Genomic DNA, 19,988 nt, shown 5'->3' with positions numbered 1-19,988 from the left:
TCTTACTCTTTTCTTTATGAATAAATGGGAGAGATTTAGCGGCCCCATTTCCTAGGAAATATTAGCGCTGGAAGAATTCGATCCATTCTTGGTCTGGTCCTCTGAAAAAGAAGTAGCAATATCCATTTGGTAATGTCGTAATTTCTTCATCAATTAATTCAATTTGCAGCTTTTGAATACGATTGAATTCAGCATGAATGTTGTCTGTTGTGAAAGCGAGATGATGGACCTTCCCTTCAGATGGCAGGTCACTGCTGTAGCCTTGGATGAGCTCAATTTCCGTTTCGGTTTCATCTTTAAAACCGAGAAAGGCAAGCTCAATCACTCCATTTGTATGAGTGATGCGGTCCTTTAATTTCATGCCCACCACTTTTTCATAAAAATCAATCGACTGATCAATATTCGAAACCATAATACCTGTATGATCTAAGCGTAATGTCGTCAAACGAAGTGCCTCCTCTATGTCATGTTGATAATTTTCTCCTCATCTTATCATAATAGAAGTAACGTATACATTCATATGGTAGGATAGAGAGAGTCAATTTAGGATAAGGATGACACAAATGAAAAAAATCTCATTAAAACAAACATTTGCGGAACAAGTGAAAAAGGGATATCCGCTCATTTCCAAAGATGCAGTATCGCATGTGAACGGTGTACGGGAAGGCGAGCTCATTGAATGGGTGGATGAGCGGGGCACTTTTTTAGGAAAAGGGTATTATGGTGTACAAAATAAAGGTATCGGCTGGGTCCTAACCTTTGATGCGAACGAAAAAATAGATCAAGCTTTTTTTGTCTCTAGGCTTGAGCAGGCAGCGAAAAGCAGAACGCATTTATTTCGTGATGCACAGACGACTGCTTTCCGTGTGTTGAACGGAGAGGGTGATGGAATTGGCGGCGTCACGATTGATTATTATGACGGATTCTACCTCATCCAATGGTATAGCGAAGGAGTCTATACATTAAAGGAAGATGTATTGGCTGCGCTTGAGCACGTATATCCAGACTATAAAGGCATTTATGAAAAGAAACGATTTGATACATCTGGACAGTATATAGAAGATGATGATTTTGTGAAGGGAGAGAAAGGTGAATTTCCTCTCATCGTGAAAGAAAACGGCATGAACGTGGCGGTTTACTTAAATGATGGCGCGATGACGGGTATCTTCCTTGATCAGCGTCATGTGAGAAAAGCGATCCGAGATCGTTATGCAAAAGGAAAGACTGTGCTCAATACATTTTCTTACACAGGTGCTTTCTCAGTGGCAGCTGCGCTTGGCGGAGCGAGCCGTACGACAAGTGTGGATGTTGCAAACCGCAGCTTGAAAAAAACATCTGAGCAGTTTGAAGTCAATGGTATTGATGTGGACGGGCAGGATATCAAAGTCATGGATGTTTTTAAATATTTTCCGTTTGCAGCGAAAAAAGGCTGGACCTATGAACTCGTCATCTTAGACCCGCCTTCCTTTGCACGAACGAAAAAGCACACATTCAGTGCGGCGAAGGATTATAAGAAGCTATTAAAAGAAGCCATCCAAATTACAGCTGAGAACGGCGTCATTGTGGCATCAACGAATAGCAGTGCATTTGGCATGAAGAAATTTAAAGGGTTTATTGCGCAGGCTTTTAAAGAAGCAGGGCAAACCTATCGGATACTTGAAGAATATACCCTTCCTGAGGATTTCCGTACAACGAAGAATTATCCTGAAGGGAACTATTTAAAGGTTGTCTTCATACAAGCATAAGAAAAAGCCATTTTCCAATAAGGGAAATGGCTTTTTTTATAAGGCAAACGACATAAGGATAGGCGCTGCACATAATGTAATAATGGCTGAAATAATCATCGATACACTTGAGATCGTTCCTGAGACGGAGCTCATTTCAAAAGCCTTCGATGTTCCTGCCCCGTGTGCACCCGTTCCAAGCAGGACGCCCATGGCAATGTCATTATCGATGCGGAAGTAACGGATCACCATTGGACCGATAATCGATCCAAACAATGCGGTTAAAATGACAAACACGGCCGTAACGGACGGCATGCCGCCGATCATCTCTGACACACTCATCGCTACAGGTGTTGTAACCGATCTTGGGACAAGGCTCTCAATAAGGCCTGTGTCCAGATGAAACAACTTGGCGATAAAAGCCGTTGATAAGATCGCAATGACAGAGCCGCAAGCCACATTCAAAATAATTTCCACTGCATGCTTCTTCAGGATATGAAAATACTTATATAAAGGAATGGCAAAAGCAACAGTCGCAGGCTGCAGCATATTCGTGAGCCATTTCCCTCCTTGATTGTAAGCATCGTAAGGAATGTTGACGATTAACAGCAAGACGACAAGGACAAGCGGAGTGACAAGTAACGGTGAGACATAGACCTTCGGATGCCGTTTGTACACCGCTTTTGATCCGAGATATAAAAGAACTGTTAAAATCAGAAATAGTCCGCCAACTAACATAGTTTTTTCCGCTCCTTTCGTTTTGCAATCATTTGCGTCATGATACCAGTTGAGAGCATGACCACAAACGTACTAATTAAGACGACAAGGACAATACTTGTGCCAGATTGAGAAAGCAGTTTTCCATAATCAATGACACCAACTGCTGATGGAATAAAGAAAAGCAGCAGTTCTCCGAGCAGCCATACGGCGCCAAGTTCTATCCATTTTAATTGAATGATCTTAAAATGAAGTAATAAGAAAATGACAAGAATGCCTAAGATCGTGCCCGGAATTCTTAAATGCAAAAAGGCCGCCAGCACATTCATGAATTTCGCAAAAATAAACAAGACCATAATCTGAAGGGCAGCAATCAGCGGCGTTTTGAGCAATTTCACTTTCTGTTCACTCCTTTTTCTATATAAATTGTTCAGTGTTTCACAAAAACATGACAACGTTCCAATTGATGAGCTTACTTTAAAGTGTACAGCACGTTCAGTTATAGGTAAAATACATATATCGAATAGTAATTATTCCTTTTGTCTATAGGAAGGATGAAGCATGTGGACATCAGACATTTAACATATTTCTTAGAAGTGGCAAGATTAAAGAGCTTCACGAAAGCATCGCAGTCTCTTTACGTATCGCAGCCGACCATTTCTAAGATGGTCAAAAACCTGGAGGATGAGCTGGGGGTGCAGTTGTTTTACCGAAATGGCCGGCAGGTTGAAATGACAGATGCTGGCCAAACCATGTATACACAGGCGAGTGAAATTACACAGTCATTTCAGAATTTAACGAGCGAATTAAATGATTTAATGAATGTGAAAAAAGGGCATATTCGAATCGGACTGCCGCCGATGATTGGGTCAAGTTTCTTCCCGAATGTCATGGGGGAATTCCGCCAGCAATATCCAGATGTCACATTTCAATTAGTTGAGCACGGCTCCATTAAAGTAGAGGAAGGGGTCGAGGATGGGTCGTTAGATATTGGTGTCATTGTTCTGCCTGCAAATGATAAAATTTTTCATACGTACACCATTATTAAAGAGAACATGAAGCTCGTGACGCATCCATCCCATCCGATGGCTGGTCGTGAGGAAGTACATTTAGCTGATTTAAGGGAAGAGTCTTTTATTTTCTTTAGAGAAGATTTTGTTCTGCACAGCCGGATTTTGAATGAATGTATGAATGCGGGATTTCGGCCAAATGTCATTTATGAAACGTCTCAGTGGGATTTCATTAGTGAAATGGTAGCTGAAAACTTAGGGATTGGACTTCTGCCAGAACGAATCTGCCGTGATCTTGATCCCGAAAAGGTAAAGGTCATTTCCCTAAACCCGTCGATCCCGTGGCATTTAGGTGTCATTTGGCGAAAGGACCGCTATTTGTCGTTTGCGGCAAGAGAATGGTTAAAGCATACGAAATCCTACGTGTGGGATGCAGAGTAAAAGGGAGGACGATACGGATGAAAATAAGCTGCGCGTCTCATTTATTGGAGAAGGTTCGAGAAAAAAATCCACTCGTTCATAATATCACCAATCAAGTTGTGACGAATTTTACAGCGAATGGACTGCTTGCTTTAGGTGCTTCGCCAGTCATGGCAAACGCCAAAGAAGAAGTGGCTGAAATGGCGCAATTAGCGGATGCACTAGTGCTGAATATTGGCACATTGACTAAGGAAACGGTGGAAGCGATGATACTCGCTGGACAAGCCGCCAATGAAAAAGGTGTACCTGTTTTGTTAGATCCTGTCGGCGTCGGTGCGACAACGCTTCGAACGAATGCTGCTCAACAGCTGTTAGAGAAAGTGAAAATCACCGTTGTCAGAGGAAATGCTGCTGAAGTGGCTCATTTACTTGGAGTGGATGGCTGGGAGTCAAAAGGCGTTGATGCGAAAGCGGCGAATGGAGATGTATCGGCATTAGCCAAACAAGCGTCTATTGCACTTCAGACAATAGTGGTAATCACAGGAAAAGTCGATGTGGTGTCAGATGGAGATGAGGTGCTGTCTATTCATAATGGACATGAATGGCTCACGAAGGTGACGGGAACTGGCTGTTTGCTGACGTCTGTCATCGGAGCATTTTGTGCAGCGGGTGAACAGCCGCTTCATGCGTCGGCAGCTGCATTGATGTTTTATGGTGTCGCCGCTGAAAGGGCAGCTCTGCACGCAATGGATAAAGGACCGGGAACTTTTCAAATGGAATTCTTAAACGCACTATCACACACAACCGGCGATGATGTGCTGACACTAGGGAAAATAGGGGGAGTTTCACATGACAAAGGCTGATCAACAGCAAATCAAACAGCAATTATCGGTTTATTTTATTTTGGGCACAGCGAATACAACGAGGCAGCCGCTTGATGTTGTGAAAGAGGCCATTCAAGGCGGAATCACCATGTTTCAATTTCGTGAAAAGGGTGAAAAAGCCTTGCAGGGTGAAGAGAAGAAACAATTGGCTCGTCAAATTCAAGCGCTTTGCCAAGAAGCAAATGTTCCTTTTATTGTGAATGATGATGTACAGCTAGCGATTGATCTAGATGCAGATGGCGTTCATGTTGGACAGGAAGACACAAATGCAAAAGGCGTCAGAGAAAGGATCGGGAATAAAATATTAGGCGTATCGACGCATAACCTAGATGAAGTAAAACAAGCCATGAAGGACGGAGCAGATTATGTCGGGATGGGCCCAGTCTATCCAACGGAAACGAAAAAGGATACACGCAGTGTCCAGGGTGTGTCTTTGATCACTGAAGTCCGCCGTCATGGCCTTCAAATTCCGATTGTAGGTATCGGAGGGATCACATACGACAACGCAGCACCAGTGATACAAGCTGGGGCAGACGGTATAAGCATCATTAGTGCTATTAGCCAGAGCGCCGATCCTAAAAAAGCAGCAGAAGAGCTGAAATCACTTGTTGCAGCAAAAAAAGCATCTCTTTAATCTGAAGGAGACATGAATTAAATCAATTCATGTCTTTTCTTATGCCGGGTAAATTAGACAGGAGCTATACAATTGTGTACAATCATATAGTTCGATTATTTTCGAAATGACAGGTAAATAAAGGAGAATGAACATGGAAGTGCTCGATACGTATTTTCGTCGATACGATGAAGCAGGAAAAGGGCAGGAGCAGATGGATGAATTGCTGGCATTGTTTTCTGACGATGTCATGATTGTCTTAAATGGCGCCAAAAAGCCTGGGATCCAAGCGTTCACACAATTTTTGAATACATTTTTCCACGTACATGATGACATTAAGCATATGTGGGATGGGTGGAATAAAAGAGAAGATGGAAAGTATGAAACAAACTGGGCCGTTTGCGGAAAGCTTTCGGATGGCCGTGTCTATACAGCAGAAGGAATTGATATCGCAGAGCTGGACGACCAAGGGAAGATCGTTTATTTAGAAAACGTTCCGAAAAACCCAGAGTTATTCCAGCGCTATTAAAAAAAAGCCGGTTGAGCAGCCGGCTTTTCCTTATGAATCAGTATCCATATGCATGCCTGTATGTGCCTTTACTTGAATTTCCGTAAAGGTGTCTTCATCTGCCTTTTCAGACGAGAATATCGTGCCTAAGTAAGCGGCAAGAAATCCGAGTGGAATCGAGATAATCCCAGGGTTCGACAGCGGGATGAGCGGATCTCCTGTGAAGATGGCTGCTCCCGATGGGTCCCAGACGCTTGGACTGAGCGAGACGATAATCAGTGCGCTCAGAAGACCTGTTAAGCTTCCTGCGATGGCACCCGTAGAGTTAAATCGTTTCCAAAAAACAGTGAAGATAATCAAAGGTAAATTCGCACTTGCTGCCACTGCGAAGGCAAGAGACACAAGAAAAGCGACGTTTAAGGACTGGGCAAATAATGCAAGAATGATAGAGAGGATCGCCACGCCGATGGAAGCAAAACGTGCCGCCTTCACCTGCTCCCGTTCACTCGCTTTTCCTTTGCGGATAATCTGACTATAAAAATCATGCGCAAAGGCAGACGCGGCGGATAGGACGAGACCCGTTACCACCGCCAAAATAGTCGCAAAGGCAATAGCGGAAACAAAGGCAAATAACAAATCTCCTCCAAGAGCTTGGGCGAGCAGTGGAGCGGCCATATTTCCTGCTGCATCTGCTGCTGTGATCGCTTCTGTTCCCACAAATGCAGCCGCGCCGAAGCCAAGGAAAACCGTCATTAAATAAAAGATCCCGATGATCCACGTAGCGGATAGAACAGATTTACGCGCAGAAATGGCATCTTTGACCGTATAAAATCGGATCAAAATGTGCGGCAAACCTGCTGTCCCAAGCACTAAAGCAAGGTTCAAAGATAGTGTCTCTAAAGGCACATCATATTTATTTCCCGGGTGAAGAAATGCCCCACCGAGCGGGGTCGCTGTTTTCATCTGTTCAAACATCTTCAGCAGACTAAAATCAAACTTTGCAAACACAAGCAGAGAAATAATTAACGTCCCAAGCATGAGAAGCACAGCCTTTGTGATCTGTACCCAGCTGGTCGCAATCATGCCGCCAAACACGACATAAATGGTCATCAGGACACCCACGATCAGTACCGCAATCCAGTAATCAATGCCAAGAAGCAGTTTGATTAATGCACCTGCCCCAACAAGCTGTGCAATCATATAAAAAGTAGAGACTGTAATGGTATTAAAGGCGGCAACCCCTCGAATGGCAGGGCGCTTAAACCGTGCAGCGATCATATCGGCCATCGTATATTTCCCCAGATTTCGAAGCGGTTCAGCCACAACGTAAAGAACGACAAGGTACGCTACTAGAAAACCAATGCTATAGAAAAAGCCGTCAAATCCGTTTAACGCGATCATGCCAGCAATCCCTAAAAATGATGCAGCAGACATATAGTCTCCAGCAATGGCAAGGCCGTTTTGAAACCCAGTCAGACCTCCGCCTGCTGTGTAAAAATCACTCGCATTGCTAGTTTTTTTCGCAGCAAAATATGTGATGACCAATGTGAGCCCTACGATCGCAACGAACAAAATAAAAGCGGTCATGCTCATTCGTCATCACCTCTTGATTCATTTTTTAAAGCGCTTACATAATTGTCGAACTTAGCTGCTTTTTTCGCATAAAGTCCACATAAAACCCAGGTCATAACAAATTGTGTGAGGGCGAATAACCAAGCCCATGAGATCGCGCCAATTGCCGGCGTGTTCAAAAAGGTGAAGTAGGATGTAGCAACCGGAAGTGAAAAGTAAAAGAGAAAAAAGAAAATCGTCATCGGTACGATAAATCTGCGTTTTTCCTCAAGAAGTTTTCGAAAATCCTCTGAAGCGGCAACCTTCTTATAATGAACTTTTTTGTCTGCCATTGTTTCCTCCTTTGTACGAATTAGGGACAAGGTACTCCAATGCATATGAGACGATCTGGCTGTTTATGACAGTATATCATAAAAAAGGAACCCGAAAAGGGTGCTGAGCCTGATCAAAACATGACTTTATCTTGAGGTATTGTGTTAAGTCGAGAAGGGGCAAAAATTCTATTAGACGAAATAGCATCTCTGGAAGAGTGAAATCTAGAAAGGTGACTGACCGTCTTGTAGATGCAAGACGGCATTTTTTTGGTAATATATGATAAAATTGTTTAGGTAATTAATGGGTTGATCCTGTTGTTGTAGGGGGAAGGCAATGGTTAAGACAATCTCAAGAAATGACCCGTGTTTCTGTGGTAGCGGGAAGAAATATAAAAAGTGTCATAGTGACATTCATCCTGAATCAAGAGCTGCTCGGCTTATCCAGACATACAGAAAGTACGAACGAAAAATAGAAGATTATCAAAAATCAACAGGTAATATTCCTCCATGTCAAAAGGGGTGTTATAACTGCTGCTATGAGGATTTTTCTATAACTGAAATTGAGTTTGAATTTATTATGCGTGAGTTGAAGACTTGAAGCAAAGATCGAGTAGAAAAAATATATGATACTGTTTTAGATCAGTGTGAAACAATTAAAAATGAACGACCTGACACCTGGAGAAAATTTAGAGGTATATGTCTCGAAAGACGTTGGCACAATACTTGTTGAACAATTGAAATAGCTTTATAAAAAGGGTGTTTTGAAGTCGAGGATCAAGGAGAAAATCGTATTATGGAATATAAATTAGTGCCGGTACACGCCGATGGAACAGTCGCGTGCTGAAAGCTTAATTGAAACATACAAGGATGGTATGTTAGATAAAGATGATAAAAATTCATTCCAGAGAGGTTTTCAACTGTGCCTTATAGATTTCGGATATAAAATAATGGAAAAGTGAAATTCAACACAAGAAGCCGTAAATGGCTTCTTTTTTTATGTAAAAAGGGTTGTTTTACGAGGAGAAGAATGAGAGGGCTTACCGATCGTCTGCACGCTGCAACACTTTCTATACGCTTACCACTATTAATGCAGAACCAAAATATTTTCAGGAATTTCAAAAATTTTGTGTTGAAGTCTTATATTAAAAGTAAGCAGGCTCTTACTGGAGCCTGCTTTTTTTATTTATTGTTGCTTAACAGTAATTTTTAAGGTATTTTTACAGTATATGCTAAGTCGACAAACATAATATTTACGCCTACATCAACTTTCTTATATTTGTTTTTAACTGCCCATGCAACCGCACCAGAAGTTCCAGCAGTAATAGCCGCGGCGGCTCCGGCACCCCATGGTCCAGCAGCAGCAATTTTGCTTGTGTACCAACCGATATATCCGGCTGCAAATCCACCTGCTACTATGGCGTTCATGCTTCTAACTTTCGGTCCTAATTTGAGGTGTAGACCTACAAAACCATAAGCCTGCATGTCACCTTTTTTCTCATTCTCTTCAAAGCTAAATTCTTCTGATTTCATAGAAGTCATTAGTTGACTGTCGTGTTCTGAAATTCCCATTTCCATAAGGGTTTCTTTATCAGCTGTAAAATGAGTATTTCCATCCTTATCTAATTCGAAGTAATTAGATAGTTTCTCTGCTAATTCCAATTGTTTTTTATCTACACTGACTGGAGGGGTCTTATTATTACCTTGACTGGCATGACTAATCATTGGAGAAGAGAAACCAAATGTAATAGTAAGCACACATAACATTACTAGAAATTTTTTAAACATACGTACCACTCCTATTTGTTTTTTGGGGTAACGCATACATGATATTTCCTTCTATTGGGGTGGAATACTTAGAGGTTAAGGAGAGTAATAAAATGTATTTATTCTTATTCACTTTGATTTATTGTGTAATCACACACATTTTTAATTTGTCCTATGAGTTTTCTTTTGGGGTGTATTTTATAGGTCTAGGTTTGATCAAAGGACTTTCCAGCGGGGAAATTAAAGACATCTTTAATTTCAAAAAGACAAGGGACGTGTTCAAAGAAAACAGATTTATAGATTCTTTGATGGAATTGTTTTCTTTGATAATAGTGTTTATTAATGCATACATAATTGATTATGAACCATTCTCTCCCTTTGAGTTTGTTTATACTTTTTTCTTGATTGTAATTCTATACAGATTCCTATTTTGGGGAATCATAAGAGAGTCAAAAAAATGGTTGCATAATGAGGCATAGGAGTCATGGACTTATAAGAATCACTCACTTTCTTTGATATATTTTCATGCTACCATTTATTTCTTGATAATTGGTAATTTGATGGAAAGTTTCTTTTTGGGTTGCGGTGACCGCAATATAGGTTCTTTTATTTGGGAGGAGAATTTATGATGACTGTAATACCAGTATTGATGATGTTAATTGATGCTTCTTATTTTGCTGTTTATATGATAAAAAAGAGATGGGTTAAAAAGTTGTTTTTGCCGTTGTTTTCTTTTTACTGAGTGTCCCATTCATCAATATGGTCATCACTGGATAATAAAGAACAGGCTAAAGAGCCTGTTTTTTTTGTTTCTAAAAAAACATAGCGCCTATTTCAAACCACCAAGAGCGTTCATGTTCGTTTTAAGCACCTTTATTTATGCTCGGGTATTTCCATAGTGTGATGCTTCAAGAACGCTTATATGGGATTTAAATGCGTTAACTGCTGCGATAGCATCTAAAGATTGATATGTCTTGTGTCCTACTTGCTTACAAAGTGTTTGCGTCATGCCGAAAACTTTACATATGAATGGAAAAATAGGATTTTATTAGGAATTATTGTGCTAACATTTATTAAAAATTGGTTTTCTAGGGGGGATTGTAGATGGCGTCTATACCGTCTCCAGTTGTAGCGATCAAGATAAATGAATGGTATAAGCATATAAAAAGATTCAATGTTAAAGAGGCCCAGATGCTAAGGGAAGAGATTAGAAAAGATATAGATGTCATGGAAGAAGATGAACAGGCGGTTCTTTATTTTCAGCTGATGGAGTTCCGTCACCAATTGATGACAGACTATGTGCAGCCTTCTAAAGAACCACTTGAAAAATCTGATTACTTGAAAGCTGTAGAAGGACAAGGAAAGAAGATGTCAGCCATTCTTGAATACTATTTTAATTTTTTTCAAGGAATGTATGAATTCAAAAATGGTGAGTTTATTAGAGCTATTGTGTTCTATAAGCGCGCGGAAAAGCGCCTGGAGCAAGTAGGGGATGAGTTAGAAAGAGCGGAATTTTACTACAAATTATCAGAAGTGTTTTATCACATGAAACAGACACACGTGTCTATGTATTACGTTGGTCTTTCTTATGATACCTATAAGGCACATAAGAGCAATTCACTTTATATGATTCGAGAAATTAATTGTCTAACTGTTATGGCAGGTAATTTCATTGATTTTGAATGCAGAGAAAAGGCGCTTCCTCATTTATTGTCATCTTTAGAAAGATCTAAGGCAATTTCTAATAAGCCAATGATTGTGAAGTCATTATTTAATATTGGTTGTTGTTATAAAGGATTAGGTGATTTTAATAGGGCACTAGCTTATTTTAATCAGGTTATTCTTGAAGGAGAGCCTATTCATGCTACAGAGTTGCTTTTGGTTTATTATGAATTATCTTTATTTCATTTGAGTCAAAAGGAATTTATTGAGGGAGAAAGATTTTTCAAAAGAGGCTTGGAAGAAGCGAAGAATAGAAAAAATGATCTGTTTTTATCGTTGCTGATGGTATTGGAAAATTTATTTTTAAAAACAGCAAACCTAAGTGAGGTCTTGAGCTCGTTGGAAAAATTAGAGAACGAGAGGGGTTATCCATACATAGAAGACCTAGCGCTCGAAGCGGCTCGGTACTATAATGAGAATGGGCGTATGGATGAATCTGTAAAAATGTACGAAAAAGTGATGTACGCCCGAAAACAAATCCAAAGGGGCGACTGTTCATATGAATTTTAAAACGGTTCTTACTGGTTTTTTGAGTGCTTCAGCATTGCTAGGTGTGATCTCATTATCATCTGTCGATTTTGATGTGAATTCAAGAAATGCTACTTCTCCAGAATCAACTGATCTGACAGTAAGAAATGCTACAGGCAGTAGCGTTACTACTCAAGATTTCCCTCTTATAACTTTATCTCAACATGATAACGATTTTGCTGTGAGGAATGGAACCCGTTCTAGTGTAAATCCGGATATTCGTTTTGGAACACGTGATTCTAGATTATCTACTTGATGAATCAAACAGACCTTTAGGGTCTGTCAGGCTGTCGAGAAAATCTCGACAGCTTTATTTTCCCGGAAAGGTTATCGGTTCTACAAATCAGATCCGAAAGCATGTGCTCCGTGTCCTTTTCTTGAAAGCTGCACAAGATCTTAAAAGCACCAAAAGACCCATTCTCACCTAACATCATGACGTGGAAAATAAAAAAGAATGTAGAAAAACATGAGTTTCTCTACATTCTGGGCACCCGAAAAGGGTGCTTTCTATCGATAATTTGCAAGAAATGTTTTTCTCGCTTTTTCATATGTTTCTGCGTCAAAATGATCTCCGCATTTATGAATACACCAAGGCTCTTCTTGCCTCACAATGCCAACCTCATAGCCCTGTTGCATGAATTCAAAGGATTGCGAAACATCATAAAAATGAAAGCCATCAAAGAGATCCTCACGCCACTTCACATCATACTGCGTCGCCATGAAAAGACCATCAATGGCTGCAGCTTGGATATAATCTTGCGCTTCGGGCTGCTGACGGCCTCTTTCAAACGAAAGCAGCTGATAGGTGTCGTGACGATATTCAATGACTTTTCCCCTGCAATCAGAACTCTCCCACCAAATTCCATTGTCAGGCACGCTTTCTGCTCCAATCACTCCAACCATGCCAAGTGATGGGTTTTGTAAAAAAAGCGGGATGAGTTCAAGCAGCATATGCTGTTTGACAATCAAGGTATCCTGATGAAGATAAATTTTAAACTGAGCTGGATGAGTGATGGCTTCATTGTATGCAGAGGTCATACTTGATGCATGTCTGATGGGTAAGACCTCCACATGGTATCCATGAGGAGCTGGAAGTGAAGCGAGCTGCCGGAAGCAAGCCTGAAACATCGATTCATCATTCACACATAAAACAAACAGGATGGTGGGATTACTCATTGAATGGAACCGCCTCGACCACATATTGATAGGCTGTAGCTGCCTCGTGAAAATCAGAACGAATGCCGTGTTTCATGAGTAATTCATGTAGATCATTCAACACGCTTGCATAGGAAGGATGCTGTACGCGAATGGCCTCGAATTCGCGAATGCGAAAACCCGCTGAATGAAAGAGTGCATGTATTTCGTGAAGGGTGAAGAAACGTAAATGTGTTTGATCCATTAACCCTGCATCTGTATAAGTAAATCTGCCGGCTAGTAATTCTAAAACCGTTGAAATGTGGCCGATATTTGGAATAGATGACAGGATGGCACCCTCTTTTTTAAGGAAGGGTTTCACCTTTTTTAAAACGGCCCAAGGGTCCAATAAATGCTCGAGGACGTCTCCGAAAATCATGCAGTCAAATTGTTCATGTTGATAAGGGAGAGCCAGTTGTTCAATATTTCCGCAGAGAACATGATCCAGCTCTTGCTTAGCCTCTTTTGCTGCATCTTCAAATGACTCAATGCCATAAATGGTCCGGCCCTTTTGTTTCAGGACTTTTCCAAGCTTGCCTGTGCCGCATCCGATATCCAACAAAGACGTCCATTCCGCGCGGATACGGCTGACGATGACCGGGTTTACCCCATGATAATACTGATCCTTTTTTTGGTGATAATACGAAAGGGAATCTGAACTCACGCTCTACCCACCTTTCTGCTTTCTCGTTGTTTTCATGCTTAATATATGGGTGGACAGCTTGGTTTTATAACGAGAGAAGGACAATTTTCATGAATAGCGGCTAAAAAGGAATCATATAAAGAACAGGAAACGGACTGTCCTCCTAATATAGAAAGACAGAACCCCATTGAGTGGAAGGGATTGGTATGGAGAGGTGTTCAATTATTGTAGCGTATCGTCATGAAAGGATTTTCAAAAGGTCAATTGACAGGTCAGAACTTATAGCCAAAGCAGTCTGAAAGACAAAGGATAACGGCGTTGATTTACGGTTTGTTTATCATCTTCTGATCACCGTTGGATGTTAAAAAAGCTTGTATTTCTTCGATGCCTAGTCCAATTTTTTTCGCTTCCTGAATCAAATAAACCCACTCTTCGTCAACTCTTCTTTTCACTTGCGTATCCATAATATCCTCCAGTTCAATAAGACATATTCACTGCAACCAATGACTTGAACAAACCGTCTAGTAACTGTACGTGTGGTTGAAAACAGCGCAAAATAAATTTTGTCGAAAAATGATGACATTTAACCTATTTTGTAAAATCTATCACCTACCACGTCCCTAAAAAAATGACTAAAAAACCCATAAATATTGAAATCTTACTTCTAATAATAAACAATTGTAAAGTCAGTTGAAAGATTATAAATTAAAATAATGATAAAGACCTAAAACATTTGACTCATATAAACCAATTGCGTTGACATTTGCCATCGAGTAGAACAAATTTCATCTTTTCAGGACATACATATTGTTCGTTTGGGAAGTTCTTCTCAAGATGGTATTCTAAAAGAAACAGAAACCACCAAGAAGGAATGAAGAAAGACATGTATAGCCTTTTTCAAAAGTATCAAGAAGTTGTCATGTATCTTGTGATGGGTGTGTGTACAACCATTGTCAATATCGTCAGCTTCTATTTATTCGTTGAGATGTTTTCCATGGATTACAAAACAGCTACGGTTGTTTCATGGGTATTTGCTGTTCTCTTTGCTTATATCACCAATAAGAAGTATGTCTTCAAGCAAAAGGCTCGTGACACAAAAAGCCTCATGCGTGAGCTTTCTTCATTTTTTAGTGTCCGTCTCATGTCTCTAGGTGTAGATCTGGGGCTGATGATTTTATTTGTGAGCCAAATGGCGCTCAATGAAACCGTCGCAAAAATTCTCGTCAACTTTGTGATTGTGGTGGTCAATTATGTCGCCAGTAAGTGGTTCGTCTTCAAGAAAACAAAAGAAGATGCGATTTAACACATAAAAAAGATAGGTGATGTGAAATGAGCAGCAGGCCAGACGACTTATATGATGCCATATATCAACAAACAGAAAAGCAGCATGAACAAGTGCTGAGGCTAGTCAAAGAAATGACCGCACATCCAGAAGCGTTTTCGGAACAAGAAAAGGAAAAGATCAACCGAATGGACATTGCGCTTCAAACGGCAACGGACATTTTAGAAAACTTAATGACCCCTGATACGCAAATGACGATTGTTTTAAAACAAGGAAGAATTCATGTTGATCTGTCAAAATCGTAAAAGAAGCAGCCAATGATGAAGCGGCTGCTTTTTATTATGCATCGCTTGTTTCCCGCAGTTGCTTTGGAGACATGCCGATTTTCTTTCGAAAGACTTTATTCAAGTAATTCGCATTTCGGTAGCCGCACTGTATGGCGATTTCTTCAATTGAGTATTTCGTTGTTTTTAATAATGTTTCCGCCTTCTCTAACCGGATATTGGTTAAGTAATGAATAGGTGTGAAGCCAGTGGCCTTTTTGAATTCCCTCGTAAAATGACTTTTGGATAAACGTGCCGCAGCTGCCATATCGTCTGGGCCAATTTCCTCGTGAAAATGATGGCTGGCAAACAAGGCCGCTTGGACGATGGGCTCAGGCCATTTTTCCATTTGTCCCTCAAGCTTTGGCAAATATGAATACAGTTCCATGACAAATTGATAAGCAAGGCTAGACCCCTCAAATGGATTGGTAATCCGTCTTTCACTGGCTTCATCATAAATTTTCTTCAGCAGGCGGATCGGTTTGGAATGAGGATGAAAACGCATGACCTGCTTTCCTTGATCTATAAATTGGTCAAAGCAAAGATCACAGGCTTCCCCATAAAGCGTCAAATAGAGAAATTCCCAATGCTCACTGTCCTCTGGAAAATAATATTGATAGGCACTTGGACTTTTCACAAGAAAGGCCTGCCCTGGCAAGACTTTGAACCGCTTCTGTCCGATTTCAATCATGCCGTGTCCAGACAGTGTGAGCTGAAAGATGCACTTGCCCTGATCCTTCCGCTCCACGCCATTCCAGCTGTATAACGAAGATGATTGAACCTCCCAGCCAACAGACCATATTTGTGCCGGCAATGTAACATCAGAATGGTGAAAACGAAATGCAAATGCTTCCTTCTTCAAATTGGAAAACCTCCTTCACAGCAAAAAACAACCTTTTTCTATTTTGAATCATGTTACACCTCATATCACATCGTACCATTCACAGCAAAAAAAGGGTATTTTTTAACGATTTTTTTACCATTGAACTTACGCAGTTCAGGCAACTAAAATAAGAGTATCAGATGAGAAAAGGGGAATGGATATGATCGATATGTTACGCACGGCATTTCACCAGCAATTTGGGGATAAAGAAGAAGAACTTCGCTATTTTTTTGCCCCGGGAAGAGTGAACTTGATTGGTGAACATACAGATTACAATGGAGGTCATGTATTCCCTTGTGCGCTCACTCTCGGTACATATGCAGCATGTGCAAAGCGGTCAGATGGCCGCGTGAGAATGTATTCCTTGAACTTTGATGGCGATGGTGTGAAAGAATTCGACCTTTTTGAAATCGCTTACTTAGAGTCGGATGGCTGGGCGAATTATCCGAAGGGCGTGTTCCATCAGTTTATTGAAGCAGGGATGAAGATAGAAGAAGGCTTTGACATTGTATACGGCGGCAATATTCCCAATGGCGCAGGCCTGTCTTCCTCTGCCTCCATCGAGCTTGTCACCGCCGTCTGCATCAATGAATGGCATTCATTCGGCGTTTCAAATGCCCGTCTTGCCCTCCTTTCGCAGCGTGCAGAAAATGAATTTATTGGCGTCAATTGCGGCATCATGGATCAGTTTTCAATTGCTCTTGGAAAAGAAGATCACGCCATTTTGCTTAATTGCGATACCCTTGATTTTCAATACAGTCCGTTTCGGCAAGAGGGACTGGCGCTTGTCATTGCCAATACAAACAAAAAGCGGACACTGGCAGACTCCAAATACAATGAACGCCGGTCAGAGTGTCAATCAGCTTTAAACGATTTACGAGAAGAAATCGACCTTGCCCACTTATGTGAGCTCACGGCAGATGAATTTGCCGAACATGCCCATTTGATTCAGGATGAAACATGCCGCAAACGTGCAAGACACGTGGTGACAGAAAACGAGCGGACCATAAAAGCAGTCAAATTTCTGAAAGATGATAAAATGGAAGAAATAGGTGCGCTTATGAAGGCTTCTCATCTCTCTTTAAAGAATGATTATGAAGTGACTGGATTTGAACTAGATACACTGGCAGAAGCCGCTTGGCTCCATCCTGGAACGATAGGCTCTCGTATGACGGGCGCGGGTTTCGGCGGCTGTACGATCAGTATTGTGAAAGAAAAGCAGCTGGCATCATTTATAAAAGAAACGGGTGCGATTTATCAAGAGAAGACGGGCATTCAAGCCTCTTTTTACACAGCTGGAATTGGAGGCGGCGCAAGAGAACTCACGAAGGAGGAAGTGTAATGACAATTTTAGTGTGCGGGGGAGCAGGGTACATTGGCAGCCATGCGGTAGCGGCTCTTTTAGCGAAAGGTCAACAAGTGGTGGTAGTGGATAATTTGCAGACAGGGCACAAAGAAGCTGTTTTGGAGGGAGCTGTTTTAGAAGAGGGAGATTTACGAGATCAAGATTTTTTAAGACAGGTTTTCAAAACGCATCAAATAGAAGCGGTGATGCACTTTGCCGCAGATTCACTTGTCGGCGAGAGTGTAACAGACCCGCTAAAGTACTATGACAACAACGTTGGAGGAGCGACAGCCTTACTTCAGGTGATGAATGAATTTGATGTGAAACACATCGTTTTCTCTTCAACCGCTGCCGCATATGGTGAACCAAAGCGAGTGCCGATCGTTGAAACGGATGAGACGAATCCAACCAATCCTTATGGAGAAACGAAACTAGCCATTGAAAAAATGCTGAAGTGGTCTGAGCAGGCATATGGAATGAAATACGTTGTGCTTCGCTACTTTAATGTAGCTGGCGCTCATACAGAAGGACTTGTCGGAGAGGATCATCAGCCTGAGACACACCTCATTCCGATTATTCTGCAAGTGGCTTTAGGAAAACGAGATCAGATCATGATTTACGGTGATGATTATGAGACAGAGGATGGCACGTGTATTAGGGATTACATTCATGTCATGGATTTAGTAGAGGCGCACATCTTAGCTGTTGATCATCTGCGCGCTGGAAAAGGAAGTGCAACATATAACTTAGGGAATGGCACTGGTTTCTCCGTGAAGCAGGTAGTAGATGCTGTAAGAAACGTCACGGGTCATGCGATTCCAGCACAGGTCGCTGACAGACGCGCGGGAGATCCAGCAAAGCTGATTGCTTCTTCTGAAAAAGCGCTGCAAGAATTAGGGTGGACACCTCAATATGCTGACCTTCACACCATCATTCAAAGTGCGTGGGATTGGTTTCAGAAGCATCCAGACGGCTACCAGAGTAAATAACGCATAACAGGCAGGCAAGAGAGGGGACAGAGAGAATGGCGGTTGATATTTTTGAAAAACTGGAACAGCTGATTCAATACGGGATCAATCAAGAGCTGATCACACGACTAGATATCGATTATACGAGAAATCGGCTGCTTGAGGTGCTTGGGCTGGATGAAGCTGAGCCAAGAACAGTCTCAGGGGAAGCGGAGCTTGAAGACATCTTAATGCCGATGCTGGATTGGGCAGTTGAGACTGGCCTTATCCCTGAGGGGACGGATACGTATCGCGATTTACTAGATGCGAAAATCATGGGATGCTTGGTGGCGCCTCCAAGTGTCATCTGCGCAAAGTTTGAAGAGAAGCGCCAGCATGAAGGGCCAGAGGCTGCTACAAGCTGGTTCTATGAAATGCAGCAGCACGCACACTATATTCATACAGGCAGAATCGCCAAAAATGTGCAGTGGTTTACACCAACAGATGATGGCGTGCTGGAGATCACAATCAATCTATCAAAGCCGGAAAAGGACCCAAAAGCAATCGCTGAAGCCAAAAAGCTTAGTCAAAAACAATATCCTCTTTGTCTCCTTTGTAAAGAAAACGTTGGGTTTGGGGGGCGCATCAACCATCCAGCGAGACAGAATCACCGGATTATTCCTGTGACACTCACAGATGAATCTTGGTTTCTACAATTTTCACCTTATGTGTACTACAACGAGCACTGCATTGTGTTCAAAGGCGAACATGAGCCGATGAGCATCACCAAAAAGACCTTTGAACGATTGCTTTCTTTCATATATATATACCCGCACTATTTCATCGGATCGAACGCCGACCTTCCGATTGTCGGGGGCAGTATATTAAGTCATGACCATTTTCAGGGCGGTGCGCATGAATTTCCGATGGCAAAAGCGAAACTTGAAGATGTTTTTTCTCTGAGTGCCTTTCCGAATGTGAGGGCCGGGATTGTGAAATGGCCGATGTCTGTGATCCGCCTTCGAAGCAGCGATAGGCAGACGCTTGCAGACGCCGCAGACTTTATCTTAAACGAGTGGAAAATGTATTCAGATGAAGGAGTAGAGCTGCTAGCTCATACAGGAGAGACGCCGCATAATACCATTACACCAATTGCACGCCGACATGGAGATGACTATGAATTAGATCTAGTGCTGCGTAATAATCGTACAAACAAGCAGCACCCGGACGGAATTTTCCACCCGCACGAAGAAGTCCATCATATTAAAAAAGAGAATATCGGATTAATTGAAGTGATGGGTCTTGCAGTTCTTCCTGGTAGATTAGCAGAGGAATTGAGCCAATTAAAAGAAGCGCTGTTATCTCAAAACCCCCTTGAAGAAATCAAAGCCCGTCCTGCTATCACGAAACATGAAGCATGGGCAAAGCGTCTGCTTGAAGAGAACACCTTTACAGAAGAGAATACAGAAGCCATTTTACAAAAAGAAGTCGGCATCATTTTTTCTCGAATTCTCTCACAGGCGGGTGTGTTTAAAAGAACCGAGCAAGGGAAAACAGCTTTTAAACGTTTCATTCATACACTCATATAGGCAGGT

At 41.6% G+C, this 19,988-nt stretch carries 23 protein-coding genes; 13 read left to right on the top strand and 10 right to left on the bottom strand.

Features of this window, described 5'->3' with window-relative positions; all coding sequences use genetic code 11:
• Nucleotides 1-61 precede the first annotated feature (61 nt).
• Entirely contained in the window at nucleotides 62-445 is a 384-nt protein-coding gene (locus NSQ34_RS17490; RefSeq protein ID WP_024423854.1) for a VOC family protein, read from the bottom strand.
• Nucleotides 446-563: 118 nt separating this feature from the next.
• Here NSQ34_RS17490 and NSQ34_RS17485 point away from each other — a divergent pair, with 118 nt between their 5' ends.
• A complete protein-coding gene (locus NSQ34_RS17485) occupies nucleotides 564-1,745 on the top strand; it encodes a class I SAM-dependent rRNA methyltransferase (RefSeq protein ID WP_098677113.1) in 1,182 nt (393 codons plus the stop codon).
• Between the two features lie 36 nt (nucleotides 1,746-1,781).
• On the opposite strand, the gene NSQ34_RS17480 is transcribed toward NSQ34_RS17485, so the two are convergent.
• Together NSQ34_RS17480 and NSQ34_RS17475 are read right to left on the bottom strand one after the other, a co-directional pair.
• Nucleotides 1,782-2,462 (bottom strand): CidB/LrgB family autolysis modulator, encoded by a 681-nt coding sequence (locus tag NSQ34_RS17480; RefSeq protein ID WP_024423852.1) that lies wholly within the window; start codon nucleotides 2,460-2,462, stop codon nucleotides 1,782-1,784.
• Entirely contained in the window at nucleotides 2,456-2,839 is a 384-nt protein-coding gene (locus NSQ34_RS17475; RefSeq protein WP_080701177.1) for a CidA/LrgA family holin-like protein, read from the bottom strand. The genes NSQ34_RS17480 and NSQ34_RS17475 overlap by 7 nt, the downstream gene beginning before the upstream one ends.
• A gap of 165 nt (nucleotides 2,840-3,004) precedes the next feature.
• Between NSQ34_RS17475 and NSQ34_RS17470 the strand changes: the two genes are divergently transcribed.
• From NSQ34_RS17470 to NSQ34_RS17455, 4 genes are all read left to right on the top strand, one after another.
• On the top strand, nucleotides 3,005-3,892 hold the full coding sequence (locus NSQ34_RS17470; RefSeq protein WP_039182411.1) for a LysR family transcriptional regulator: 888 nt from the start codon (nucleotides 3,005-3,007) through the stop codon (nucleotides 3,890-3,892).
• A 17-nt stretch (nucleotides 3,893-3,909) separates the two neighbouring features.
• Nucleotides 3,910-4,734 (top strand): hydroxyethylthiazole kinase, encoded by an 825-nt coding sequence (gene thiM / locus NSQ34_RS17465; protein WP_098677114.1) that lies wholly within the window; start codon nucleotides 3,910-3,912, stop codon nucleotides 4,732-4,734.
• A complete protein-coding gene (thiE, locus tag NSQ34_RS17460) occupies nucleotides 4,721-5,389 on the top strand; it encodes a thiamine phosphate synthase (RefSeq protein ID WP_098677115.1) in 669 nt (222 codons plus the stop codon). The genes thiM and thiE overlap by 14 nt, the downstream gene beginning before the upstream one ends.
• Nucleotides 5,390-5,522: 133 nt before the next feature.
• Nucleotides 5,523-5,897, top strand: a complete 375-nt coding sequence (locus tag NSQ34_RS17455) for a nuclear transport factor 2 family protein (RefSeq protein WP_098677116.1) — start codon at nucleotides 5,523-5,525, stop codon at nucleotides 5,895-5,897.
• A 30-nt stretch (nucleotides 5,898-5,927) separates the two neighbouring features.
• On the opposite strand, the gene NSQ34_RS17450 is transcribed toward NSQ34_RS17455, so the two are convergent.
• Nucleotides 5,928-7,469 carry a cation acetate symporter gene (locus tag NSQ34_RS17450; RefSeq protein ID WP_041115397.1) on the bottom strand — a complete coding sequence of 514 codons (1,542 nt, stop codon included), beginning with the start codon at nucleotides 7,467-7,469 and terminating at the stop codon, nucleotides 5,928-5,930.
• On the bottom strand, nucleotides 7,466-7,780 hold the full coding sequence (locus NSQ34_RS17445; RefSeq protein WP_034281315.1) for a DUF485 domain-containing protein: 315 nt from the start codon (nucleotides 7,778-7,780) through the stop codon (nucleotides 7,466-7,468). The genes NSQ34_RS17450 and NSQ34_RS17445 overlap by 4 nt, the downstream gene beginning before the upstream one ends.
• Before the next feature lie 316 nt (nucleotides 7,781-8,096).
• On the opposite strand from NSQ34_RS17445, the gene NSQ34_RS17440 reads away from it, so the two are divergent.
• Complete coding sequence (locus tag NSQ34_RS17440; protein ID WP_051627325.1) at nucleotides 8,097-8,360, top strand: SEC-C metal-binding domain-containing protein; 264 nt, start codon at nucleotides 8,097-8,099, stop codon at nucleotides 8,358-8,360.
• Between the two features lie 608 nt (nucleotides 8,361-8,968).
• Here NSQ34_RS17440 and NSQ34_RS17435 read toward each other — a convergent pair.
• Nucleotides 8,969-9,547: a hypothetical protein gene (locus tag NSQ34_RS17435; protein WP_141545653.1), complete on the bottom strand. Its 579-nt coding sequence runs from the start codon at nucleotides 9,545-9,547 to the stop codon at nucleotides 8,969-8,971.
• A 1,083-nt stretch (nucleotides 9,548-10,630) separates the two neighbouring features.
• Between NSQ34_RS17435 and NSQ34_RS17430 the strand changes: the two genes are divergently transcribed.
• Nucleotides 10,631-11,758 carry a Rap family tetratricopeptide repeat protein gene (locus NSQ34_RS17430; protein WP_342500979.1) on the top strand — a complete coding sequence of 376 codons (1,128 nt, stop codon included), beginning with the start codon at nucleotides 10,631-10,633 and terminating at the stop codon, nucleotides 11,756-11,758.
• Nucleotides 11,748-12,032 carry a hypothetical protein gene (locus NSQ34_RS17425; protein ID WP_041115399.1) on the top strand — a complete coding sequence of 95 codons (285 nt, stop codon included), beginning with the start codon at nucleotides 11,748-11,750 and terminating at the stop codon, nucleotides 12,030-12,032. Before NSQ34_RS17430 ends, NSQ34_RS17425 begins: the two co-directional genes overlap by 11 nt.
• Nucleotides 12,033-12,283: 251 nt before the next feature.
• On the opposite strand, the gene NSQ34_RS17420 is transcribed toward NSQ34_RS17425, so the two are convergent.
• The 3 genes from NSQ34_RS17420 to NSQ34_RS17410 form a co-directional block, all read right to left on the bottom strand.
• The gene (locus NSQ34_RS17420; RefSeq protein WP_098677117.1) at nucleotides 12,284-12,952 is read right to left on the bottom strand and encodes a glycosyltransferase family protein; all 669 of its coding nucleotides are present in this window, start codon (nucleotides 12,950-12,952) and stop codon (nucleotides 12,284-12,286) included.
• Nucleotides 12,945-13,634 (bottom strand): class I SAM-dependent methyltransferase, encoded by a 690-nt coding sequence (locus NSQ34_RS17415; RefSeq protein ID WP_081125030.1) that lies wholly within the window; start codon nucleotides 13,632-13,634, stop codon nucleotides 12,945-12,947. The genes NSQ34_RS17420 and NSQ34_RS17415 overlap by 8 nt, the downstream gene beginning before the upstream one ends.
• Before the next feature lie 302 nt (nucleotides 13,635-13,936).
• The gene (locus NSQ34_RS17410) at nucleotides 13,937-14,077 is read right to left on the bottom strand and encodes an anti-repressor SinI family protein (RefSeq protein ID WP_008345506.1); all 141 of its coding nucleotides are present in this window, start codon (nucleotides 14,075-14,077) and stop codon (nucleotides 13,937-13,939) included.
• A gap of 455 nt (nucleotides 14,078-14,532) precedes the next feature.
• Here NSQ34_RS17410 and NSQ34_RS17405 point away from each other — a divergent pair, with 455 nt between their 5' ends.
• Entirely contained in the window at nucleotides 14,533-14,916 is a 384-nt protein-coding gene (locus tag NSQ34_RS17405) for a GtrA family protein (protein ID WP_012011676.1), read from the top strand.
• A 26-nt stretch (nucleotides 14,917-14,942) separates the two neighbouring features.
• Nucleotides 14,943-15,200, top strand: coding sequence for a hypothetical protein (locus tag NSQ34_RS17400; protein WP_034281308.1), 258 nt, complete (start codon nucleotides 14,943-14,945; stop codon nucleotides 15,198-15,200).
• A gap of 34 nt (nucleotides 15,201-15,234) precedes the next feature.
• Here the strand turns inward: NSQ34_RS17400 and NSQ34_RS17395 are convergent, their stop codons facing one another.
• On the bottom strand, nucleotides 15,235-16,080 hold the full coding sequence (locus tag NSQ34_RS17395) for an AraC family transcriptional regulator (protein ID WP_024423841.1): 846 nt from the start codon (nucleotides 16,078-16,080) through the stop codon (nucleotides 15,235-15,237).
• Between the two features lie 175 nt (nucleotides 16,081-16,255).
• Here NSQ34_RS17395 and NSQ34_RS17390 point away from each other — a divergent pair, with 175 nt between their 5' ends.
• From NSQ34_RS17390 to galT, 3 genes are read left to right on the top strand one after another with little or no spacing between them, the layout of a single operon-like run.
• Complete coding sequence (locus tag NSQ34_RS17390; protein WP_098677119.1) at nucleotides 16,256-17,443, top strand: galactokinase; 1,188 nt, start codon at nucleotides 16,256-16,258, stop codon at nucleotides 17,441-17,443.
• Nucleotides 17,443-18,435, top strand: a complete 993-nt coding sequence (gene galE, locus NSQ34_RS17385) for a UDP-glucose 4-epimerase GalE (protein ID WP_342500978.1) — start codon at nucleotides 17,443-17,445, stop codon at nucleotides 18,433-18,435. Before NSQ34_RS17390 ends, galE begins: the two co-directional genes overlap by 1 nt.
• Before the next feature lie 35 nt (nucleotides 18,436-18,470).
• Nucleotides 18,471-19,982, top strand: a complete 1,512-nt coding sequence (gene galT / locus NSQ34_RS17380) for a UDP-glucose--hexose-1-phosphate uridylyltransferase (RefSeq protein ID WP_342500977.1) — start codon at nucleotides 18,471-18,473, stop codon at nucleotides 19,980-19,982.
• Nucleotides 19,983-19,988: the final 6 nt, after the last annotated feature.

Origin of the sequence: Bacillus sp. FSL P2-0069 (assembly GCF_038593315.1) — a bacterium.
In the GTDB taxonomy this organism is placed as follows: Bacteria; Bacillota; Bacilli; order Bacillales; family Bacillaceae; genus Bacillus; species Bacillus safensis.
This window is presented reverse-complemented; position numbering and strand designations above follow the sequence as displayed.